This window comes from Capnocytophaga sp., from assembly GCF_030532915.1.
Lineage (GTDB): Bacteria > Bacteroidota > Bacteroidia > Flavobacteriales > Flavobacteriaceae > Capnocytophaga.
Window position 1 is genome coordinate 1 of the sequence record NZ_JAUNKD010000060.1, and the last position, 9,099, is coordinate 9,099.

7 protein-coding genes, 2 tRNA genes and 1 riboswitch are annotated in these 9,099 nt (G+C 39.7%); of the genes, 7 read left to right on the top strand and 2 right to left on the bottom strand.

What is annotated here, in order from left to right; all coding sequences use genetic code 11:
* Window position 1: 1 nt before the first annotated feature.
* Both Q4D72_RS11685 and Q4D72_RS11690 read right to left on the bottom strand, forming a co-directional pair.
* A tRNA-Tyr gene (locus tag Q4D72_RS11685) sits at window positions 2-83 on the bottom strand.
* Between the two features lie 39 nt (window positions 84-122).
* A tRNA-Thr gene (locus Q4D72_RS11690) sits at window positions 123-196 on the bottom strand.
* Between the two features lie 376 nt (window positions 197-572).
* On the opposite strand from Q4D72_RS11690, the gene Q4D72_RS11695 reads away from it, so the two are divergent.
* From Q4D72_RS11695 to Q4D72_RS11725, 7 genes are all read left to right on the top strand, one after another.
* Window positions 573-2,801 carry a helix-turn-helix domain-containing protein gene (locus tag Q4D72_RS11695; protein WP_303078092.1) on the top strand — a complete coding sequence of 743 codons (2,229 nt, stop codon included), beginning with the start codon at window positions 573-575 and terminating at the stop codon, window positions 2,799-2,801.
* Between the two features lie 105 nt (window positions 2,802-2,906).
* Window positions 2,907-3,725 (top strand): twin-arginine translocase subunit TatC, encoded by an 819-nt coding sequence (gene tatC / locus Q4D72_RS11700; RefSeq protein ID WP_303078094.1) that lies wholly within the window; start codon window positions 2,907-2,909, stop codon window positions 3,723-3,725.
* Window positions 3,726-3,761: 36 nt separating this feature from the next.
* Window positions 3,762-4,415 carry a hypothetical protein gene (locus Q4D72_RS11705; protein ID WP_303078095.1) on the top strand — a complete coding sequence of 218 codons (654 nt, stop codon included), beginning with the start codon at window positions 3,762-3,764 and terminating at the stop codon, window positions 4,413-4,415.
* 169 nt (window positions 4,416-4,584) lie between these two features.
* Entirely contained in the window at window positions 4,585-5,322 is a 738-nt protein-coding gene (lptB, locus tag Q4D72_RS11710) for an LPS export ABC transporter ATP-binding protein (RefSeq protein ID WP_303078097.1), read from the top strand.
* Window positions 5,323-5,329: 7 nt separating this feature from the next.
* Window positions 5,330-6,166 carry a 50S ribosomal protein L11 methyltransferase gene (gene prmA, locus Q4D72_RS11715; RefSeq protein WP_303078099.1) on the top strand — a complete coding sequence of 279 codons (837 nt, stop codon included), beginning with the start codon at window positions 5,330-5,332 and terminating at the stop codon, window positions 6,164-6,166.
* A 12-nt stretch (window positions 6,167-6,178) separates the two neighbouring features.
* Window positions 6,179-6,460, top strand: a complete 282-nt coding sequence (locus tag Q4D72_RS11720) for an ATP-dependent Clp protease adaptor ClpS (protein WP_303078101.1) — start codon at window positions 6,179-6,181, stop codon at window positions 6,458-6,460.
* Window positions 6,461-6,554: 94 nt separating this feature from the next.
* Window positions 6,555-6,649: riboswitch (TPP riboswitch) on the top strand.
* A gap of 98 nt (window positions 6,650-6,747) precedes the next feature.
* Window positions 6,748-8,877 (top strand): TonB-dependent receptor, encoded by a 2,130-nt coding sequence (locus tag Q4D72_RS11725; protein ID WP_303078103.1) that lies wholly within the window; start codon window positions 6,748-6,750, stop codon window positions 8,875-8,877.
* Window positions 8,878-9,099: the final 222 nt, after the last annotated feature.

Consider the following 9,099-nt stretch of genomic DNA (forward strand, 5'->3'; position numbering starts at 1 on the left):
GTGGGAAGAGCAGGATTCGAACCTGCGAAGACATAGTCAGCAGATTTACAGTCTGCCCTCGTTGGCCGCTTGAGTATCTTCCCCAACAAATAGTGTAAACAATTAAAAATCTTGAACTTTTGAGCCGATAGAGGGATTCGAACCCACGACCCCGAGATTACAAATCACGTGCTCTGGCCAACTGAGCTATATCGGCAAAAAAAACATCACAAATAAGCATAACCCTACCTGTAACGAGGTGCAAATGTAAATATATATTTTTATCCGACAAAATTTTTCATATCTTTTTTTTGAAAATAAAATTCAAAAAAGAATAAAAACCACTGTAAATCAAATACATAATCTAAAAAAATTATTTTATTTTTTATCTGCTTGGTCATCAAAAATCATTTGGAAACAACAAAAAGCACAACGCAAATCGCAAAAGAACATTCTGATGATTTTCTCGTTTTTATCATTATTTTTACTACCTTTGTGGTTCGCTTCGGTTTTGAGCGCAAAAAAAATCGGATTACACTTGATTAATCAGCTAAAAATCACAACAAGATTTCATTTTTAAACTTCAATTTGGTATGGAGGAACAAATTCTGGCTTTGATAAACCAAACGCACTTAAACATTTTCTTGACCGGCAAGGCGGGTACGGGCAAAACAACATTATTACACAAAATCATCGCTACGAGCCACAAAAACACGGTTGTCGTAGCCCCTACGGGCATTGCGGCGTTAAATGCCGGCGGGGTAACGATTCACTCTATGTTTCAGTTGCCTTTCGCTTCATTTCTTCCCACAATATCAAACCCTTCGGTTGTTACTGAGGGAGGGCGGTTTGAAAACAGAACATCCCTGCGAAGGCATTTCAAAATACACAAAAATAAACGGCAAATTATTGAAAATATTGAACTTCTGATAATCGATGAAGTAAGTATGCTACGAGCCGACATCCTTGATGCGATGGACTTTATGTTGCAAACCGTTCGAAAAAACCGGCTTCCTTTTGGGGGCGTACAAGTTTTGTTCATTGGGGACCTGATGCAACTGCCTCCAGTGGTTAAAAACGACGAATGGGAAGTGCTGAAACAATATTATGACGGAATGTTTTTCTTTCAGGCAAAGGTTATTAAAGAAAATCCGTTGCTTTATGTGGAATTGGAAAAAATATACCGCCAGTCAGACCCCGAATTCATATCACTTCTCAACAACCTGAGAGACAACAGACTAACAGCTGAAAATATTACACATTTGCAAAAATACGTAAAACCTAATTTTACGCCCGAAAAAGACTGCATCACCTTAACGACACACAACGCCAAGGCTGACCATATTAATCAGCACGAAATCAGCAAAATAAAATCAAAAGGATTTACATACGATGCCGTGGTGGTGGGCGACTTCCCTGAACACATCTATCCCATTGAAAAACAAATTGTTCTGAAAGAAGGAGCACGCGTGATGTTCGTCAAAAATGATTTATCGGGCGAGCGCTTGTTTTTTAACGGAAAAATGGGGACTGTTACCTCGCTTACCAACGACGAAATTTGGGTGCGGCTTGATGGCGGTGATGTCATTGAAGTGGAGCCATACGAATGGGAAAACGTTCGCTATCGGATTGACGAAACCACCAAAGACATTGAACAAGAGCGACTTGGAACTTTTACCCAATACCCGCTTCGGTTAGCGTGGGCAATTACCGTACATAAAAGTCAAGGGCTTACCTTTGAAAAAGCCATTTTGGATTTGGATAAAGTTTTTGCTTCGGGGCAGGCGTATGTGGCGTTTTCGCGTTTACGGTCGCTGGATGGACTGGTACTGCTCTCCCCCATCAATCCCAACGGAATTGAAAACAATTATGACGTAAAGCAATACGCTGAAAATAAAGCATCTGAACACGAACTTGAAAACGCTTGCCAACTGGGCAAAAAACAGTTTTTGGAAACCACTGTATTGCAATGCTTTCAATGGGATAACTTTCTGGGACAATGGATGTTACACAGAAGCAGTTACACCGGAGACATCGGTAAGAAAAGCAGTTACAAAAATTGGGCAGACACACAAACAAAAAAAGTAATTGAACTCACGGGCGTTGCCGAGAAATTTACATCGCAATTAAAAAACACATTTTCAAGTGATTACCAAATTTCATTTGTATATGAACGTTTTGAAAAAGCATTCGCTTACTTTATACCTCTTCTGAAAGAAATTTGGTATGAAATTTTGCGTGTTGAAGGCGAAATTATCACGTCAAAAAAAGTGAAACAATACAAAGACGAACTATATGATTTGGAAGGTGTTAGCTCGCAAATAATTCGTAACTTACTCAAAACAAGAAAAATAATCCAATCCAGCTATAACAATACGGATTTCAATGCCGCTACCATAAACGCTTCTGAACTGAAAGAAATTCGGGAAAGTCTGGTTGAAAAAGTAAAAGAACACCTGAAAAACAAACAGTTATTCGTTTCTGAAAATATCAGCGGAAAAGGTGGAAAAGGCAGTTCGGACGAAAAAATTTCGACCTATGAAATTACGCTGCAACTGTGGAAAACTACACCCTCAATCACAGAAATTGCTCAAAAACGGGTACTTACCGAAACAACCGTATATCGTCATTTAACAAAATTGGTGGAAACGGGAAAGATAGCCATTTCTGAAATTTTTCCGAACGAAAAAATCAGTGAACTCAGCAAGGTATTTGAACAGGAAGAAAACCTTTCGTTGGGCAATATTTTTGATGCCTGCAACGGAAAATACACTTGGGATGAACTTCGGTTATTCAAAGCGCACTTCTTGTCGCAAAAATAAAGCCGTGAAAAGATTTTTTTCCAAAAATTTCCAAAATTCAAAACAAAGCGTATATTTGCATTATTATTCATAAAAAACAAACAGACTTTTATCTGACAACAATATATGGCAACTCAAAAAGATGAGATGTCTTTTTTAGATCATCTGGAAGAACTTCGTTGGCATTTAATTCGCTCAACCATAGCTATTTTAGTGGTTGGTCTTTTGGCATTTATCTACAAGGATTATATTTTTGAAATTATTTTTGGTCCCAAACAGGGTGATTTTTTCACGTATCGGATGTTCTGTAAATTGGGGCATTTTTTGGGATACACCAGTGATTTTTGTGCGCAGGAATTGCCGTTTTCAATTCAAAACAGAACAATGGCGGGGCAATTTTCGGCTCACATTTGGACGTCGATTTGGGCAGGAATCATCATTTGTTTTCCTTACATTCTTTATGAAGTTTGGAAGTTTATCAGCCCCGGTCTTTATGAAAATGAGCGCAATTTAGCCGGAGGTTTCATCGTCATTGCCTCTGCCCTATTTTTCACCGGAACGCTTTTCGGATATTATTTAATCGCCCCACTTTCAGTCAATTTTCTGGGAACGTATTCCGTTAGTAATGAAGTAAGTAACCAAATTGATTTGAGTTCATACATCGCCATTGTGCGCTCGTCAGTCATTTCGTGCGGACTGGTTTTTGAACTGCCCATCATTGTTTATTTTCTTACCAAATTAGGTTTGATTACCCCTACTTTTATGCGAACCTATCGTAAACACGCCGTGGTTTTGGTGCTGATTTTGGCTGCCATCATCACACCGCCCGATGTAGCGAGCCAAATAATTGTGGCAATTCCCATTATGATTTTGTATGAAATAAGTATTTTCATCTCGAAATACGTCTTAAAAAAACAAGAAAAACAACAGAAAACAAACGCATAATCAACTTTTAATATTTAATTAAATTTCTTAGGTTCAATGAATTGCAAAACCTACTTAGAACAATTACCCAACGTAAAAACGTTAAAACAGATTTGCAAAGGCAGAGCTGTGATGGATTGGATTATTTGTGGACACGAATTTGAAACTTACCACACCTACTACAAAAGCCAACAAGAAGAGTATGACGGCACCGAAGCACAATGGGGGCTTGGTTTTGAGGAAGATGACGGCACGTCGTTGTCGTTTTATTTTACCGAAAAAGGCTGTTTAATTGTACCTTCGAACAGCTCGGAGGATTCAAAAGAAGCTAATAATCAATCTTTTGAAAAGAAAATCCCGAAAATTTTCTTGCCGTATTATCGTAAAAACTTTTCAAATGCCGATATTCCGTTTGTGATTTGGTCACTTGATGGAGAAACTTGGCAAAGCGAAGAAAACTTTGATATTGAAGAAGTTATATCGAAATTTGAACAAATTTCAGTTCAGCCTGAAAAATACAAAAATTGGGCAATTGACTTTTTTGGCGACGAAACGTTTTTGAAAGAAAATATGTCTGAAGCAACCATTACCGACATCTATCAGGGCAAAATTCTGACCGAAAAAATGGTTTACGACCTCGTTACGGAAGTACACGATTGGGTTGATTTAGAAACCGAATTAGACGAAATGCCCTATCGGTTTGATTTTTAGCTTCGGCAAAAAACAAGCGAATCAGTCATCTTTTGTCCGAAATTTACCTATCTTTGCCCAAACTTCGTCTTTTGGTAAAGATAGTGTGAAAAATGTGTTTTTAAACATTTTACGTAAAACACTAAAAATAAACACTTTGGCAAAAGCTGAAAATTTTAACTAACAAGAAATGAAACTGATTGCAAATAATATTATTAAAATTTACAAAGGGCGAAAGGTTGTAAAAGGCGTTTCGTTAGAAGTGAATCAGGGTGAAATCGTGGGACTTTTAGGACCCAACGGAGCCGGAAAAACAACTTCATTTTATATGATTGTGGGGCTAATAAAACCCAATGGCGGCACCATTTATCTTGACAATGAAAACATTACAACTTTCCCAATGTACAAACGAGCGCAGTATGGCATCGGATATTTGGCTCAGGAGGCTTCCGTTTTTAGAAAATTGAGCGTTGAGGACAACATCAAAAGCGTACTTCAACTCACCAAACTTTCCAAAAAAGAACAGCAAATGAAAGCCGATTCACTCATTGATGAATTCAGTTTAGGGCATATTCGCAAAAATCGAGGCGATTTACTTTCCGGAGGTGAACGCCGACGCACCGAAATTGCGCGGGCTTTAGCCACCAGCCCAAAATTTATTTTACTTGACGAACCCTTTGCCGGTGTAGACCCCATCGCAGTGGAAGACATACAAACCATTGTTTTTCAATTAAAAAGCAAAAACATTGGCATCTTAATCACCGACCACCGCGTGGAAGAGACCCTCGCCATTACCGACCGAACCTACCTGATGTTTGAAGGCGGCATTTTAAAAGCCGGCACACCCGAAGAACTCGCCTCCGATGAAATGGTGCGAAAAGTATATTTGGGCAAAAATTTTGAACTCCGTAAGAAAAAAGCAGAATAAAACACTGATGAACAATTATATAGAATACAATTTTACCATTATACCCCTTGGGGTGGCTTCTGAAATATTGGTTGCTGAATTGGCTGAATGTGGTTTTGAAAGTTTTGTAGATTCCGAAACAGGGCTTTTGGCATACATTCAAGAAAAACTTTGGCATCAATCTATTTTGGACGATGTGCAAATATTGCAATCCGATGAATTCCAGATAAGTTACACATTCAAAACCATTGAGCAAGTAAACTGGAATGAAGAGTGGGAGAAAAATTTTGACCCCATCATCGTGGAAGACATTTGCACCATCCGAGCCCCCTTTCATCCCCAACCCAACACGCGTTATGACATTGTAATTGAGCCTAAAATGAGTTTCGGAACGGGACATCACGAAACCACTTATATGATGCTTCAATTACTTTTGAAAACGGATTTAACCCACAAAAAAGTATTGGATATGGGCTGTGGCACCAGTGTTTTAGCCATTATGGCGGCAAAACGCGGGGCTACCGATATTACGGCAATTGACATTGACCCGTGGTGCGTTGAAAATTCCGTTGAAAATGTGGCGCGCAACCAACAGCCAAATATCAACGTGCAGTTAGGCGACGCTACTTCGATTGCCAACGATACGTTTGACGTTATTATCGCCAATATCAACCGAAATATACTGCTTAACGATATTCCGCTGTATGTGAATAGTTTACGCAAAAACGGAAAGTTACTTTTAAGCGGATTTTATAAAAGCGATATTCCCACAATTGCCAAATGTTGTGAGGAACATAATTTGGAACTCATCAGTAATTTGGAGCGAAACCAGTGGGTAGCACTACAATTTGAAAAACTTTCTTAACACAGTAACAATATGATTTTCAGTCACCAAGAAATAACGGAATTTGAAACATCAGTCGAAGAATTGTTAGATGGCAGTTGCCATTTAATCCTTTTCAATGATGATGTAAATACGTTTGATCACGTGATTGAAACGCTGGTAAGGGTTTGCAAACACACCTACGAGCAAGCCGAACAATGCGCTATTATTGTGCATTTTAACGGCAAGTGTGAGGTTAAATCAGGAAGTTACCAAAAACTCGAACCAATGTGTTCTGCCTTACTACACGCGGGGCTGAGCGCTGAAATACAATAGTTCGTCAATTACAAAGAACGGCATTGAACCTGCTTTCTTTCCTTAAATTTTTAAACCCAATTTTGTGGTTTTAACTTTTTTTTATAATTTTGCCGCCGTCTCAAAGGGGTGCTGCGTTTTGCGGCTGAGATTATACCCATAGAACTTGGGCTGGTAATGCAGTCTAAGGAAAACGAAGTCAATAAGATAAGTGGCTTGTTTTTGCTTGTTGGGTAGCAGAAACAAGCCTTTTTTGTTAATTCCATAAAATAATTGCCTCTTTTATTTTGTAAAAATTCATTTTACTGATGAAAAAATTATTTTTTATGGGAGTGATGAGCCTCGCTACTTCGGCTTTCGCTCAAAACATCGAATCGGAAAAAGATTCTACACAACTGGAAACCATTAAGTTAGATGAAGTATTGGTTTCCGCCGTACGGGCAAAACAAACGCTTCCGGTAACGTTTTCCAACCTTTCTAAATCGGAAATCGCCAAACGCAATCAAGGGCAGCAAATCCCGATGCTTTTAGGGCATTTGCCCAACGTGGTTTCCTATTCGGAAGACGGAACGGGCTTCGGTGCCACCTACCTTTCCGTTCGGGGAAGTGACCTGTATCGTACGAACGTAACAATCAACGGAATAGCGTATAACGATTCCGAATCGCAAGGCACGTTTTGGTACAATCTTTCCGATTTTGCTTCTTCGGCAGAAAACATTCAATTGCAACGCGGTGTGGGAACATCAACCAACGGAGCAGGGGCTTTCGGAGCGAGCCTAAACGTGCTTACCGACGCCGTTTCGGAAAATCCGTATGCTGAAATTGCCAATTTCTACGGAAGTTACAACACGCACAAACACACGGTGAAACTTTCCTCCGGAAAAATCAATGACCGCTTTGAAGTGTCGGGGCGTTTTTCAAAAATCAATTCAAACGGATACCGCGACCGTGCCGCTTCCGACCTGAAATCGTATTTTCTGCAAGGCGCTTATTCTCATCAAAATACGCTTATCAAAGCCTTGGTTTTCGGCGGAAAGGAAAAAACACAACTCACGTGGATTGGCATCGATGAAGCCACTTTGAAAAGCAACCGCAAACACAATCCGGCGGGGGCATATACCGATATTGACGGAAACAAGCGTTTTTACGACAACGAAACCGATAATTATCAGCAAGACCACGCCCAATTGCACTGGGTGGAAAAATGGTCGCCACGCTGGACAACCAATTTGGCGTTTCATTATACCAAAGGTCGCGGCTACTGGGAAATGTACGAAACTTGGGGCGGAGCAACCTACGACAAGCACCAAATCACCCGCTACGGCTTGGATAACGATTTCTACGGAACGACTTTTTCTTCCAACTTCAAAAAAAATAATTTTGATTTGATTTTCGGGGGAGCATTCAACAAATACGAAGGTCTGCACATTGATGAGCGTGTGTGGTCGGAAGAAGCCGCACAGCCTTACAGAGAGGTTGTTGATGAGAATTGGGGCTACAAAAAAGACGGTTCTGCTTTTGCGAAAATGACTTGGAAATTCGCTCCGAAATGGGATTTGTTTGCCGATGCGCAATACCGATATGTGCATTACAAAGCCGATGAATATAAGGCAGATAAGGCGTTTAATTTTGTAAATCCGAAAGTGGGAATCAGCTTTTCATTAAACGAAAATAACAATTTTTATTTGTCATATGCCCGAGCCACCAAAGAGCCTAACCGAAGTGACTACAAAGCGGCTCATAAGGAACACAAAAAAGCCCTCAAAGCCGATCCGAATGCCGTTAAAAAAGAACCGCTTCCTGAAAAATTGAACGATTTTGAACTGGGTTGGCGATTCAACACCGCAAAAGTGAAAATCAACACCAACTTATATTATATGGGTTACAAAGACCAGCTGGTGCTTACCGGTCGGTTGAACGACAAGGGGTATCCGATTCGTGATAACAGCGGGAACAGCTACCGAGCGGGTGTTGAAATCGATGCCACCTTATTGCTTTCCGATAAGTGGATTTGGCAACCCAATGCGGCGTTCAGCAAAAACAAAAACGTAGATTTTCACACGCTAAAAGACGGAAAATCAGTGAATATCGGCGATACACATCTGTCGTATTCTCCTGAAATTGTGGTAGGAAACTCACTGACTTTCAAACCGATACCGAACTTTTCAGCTACTTTGCTTACCAAATATGTTGGCGAGCAATATATGAGCAACGTAAATGAGGAAAACTCAAAACTGAAATCGTATTTTGTGAATAATTTGCATTTTTCGTATGAAATAAACTCGCTGAAATTCTGCAAATCAATGGTTTTTTCAGCTGTGGCTAACAATATTTTAAATGCGAAATACGTCGCCAACGGAACTTTTGAAAGCGGAACGGCGGCTTACTTCCCGCAAGCCGAAATCAACTATTTAGTCGGTTTGACGCTTTCTTTTTAAGAACGAAACATCTCTTTATTTTTTAAAAAAGCACTTCGCTACACAGAGCGAGGTGTTTTTTTGTTGCATAGAATCAATAGAGAAAATAAAAACGCAACGTTTGATAAATTTCCGAAAAACGATACCCGCACAATGGAATTACGGACTGGACAAAAGCAAACCCACATCCAAAAGATATTTATTACGACTTTTTGGAACTGATAAAATAGCAAAAAGCCCTCA

Coding starts and splice junctions, on each gene's coding strand:
- prmA (WP_303078099.1), top strand. CDS start 5,330: ATGAACAATTATATAGAATACAATTTTACCATTATACCCCTTGGGGTG.
- lptB (WP_303078097.1), top strand. CDS start 4,585: ATGAAACTGATTGCAAATAATATTATTAAAATTTACAAAGGGCGAAAG.
- Q4D72_RS11705 (WP_303078095.1), top strand. CDS start 3,762: ATGAATTGCAAAACCTACTTAGAACAATTACCCAACGTAAAAACGTTA.
- Q4D72_RS11725 (WP_303078103.1), top strand. CDS start 6,748: ATGAAAAAATTATTTTTTATGGGAGTGATGAGCCTCGCTACTTCGGCT.
- tatC (WP_303078094.1), top strand. CDS start 2,907: ATGGCAACTCAAAAAGATGAGATGTCTTTTTTAGATCATCTGGAAGAA.
- Q4D72_RS11720 (WP_303078101.1), top strand. CDS start 6,179: ATGATTTTCAGTCACCAAGAAATAACGGAATTTGAAACATCAGTCGAA.
- Q4D72_RS11695 (WP_303078092.1), top strand. CDS start 573: ATGGAGGAACAAATTCTGGCTTTGATAAACCAAACGCACTTAAACATT.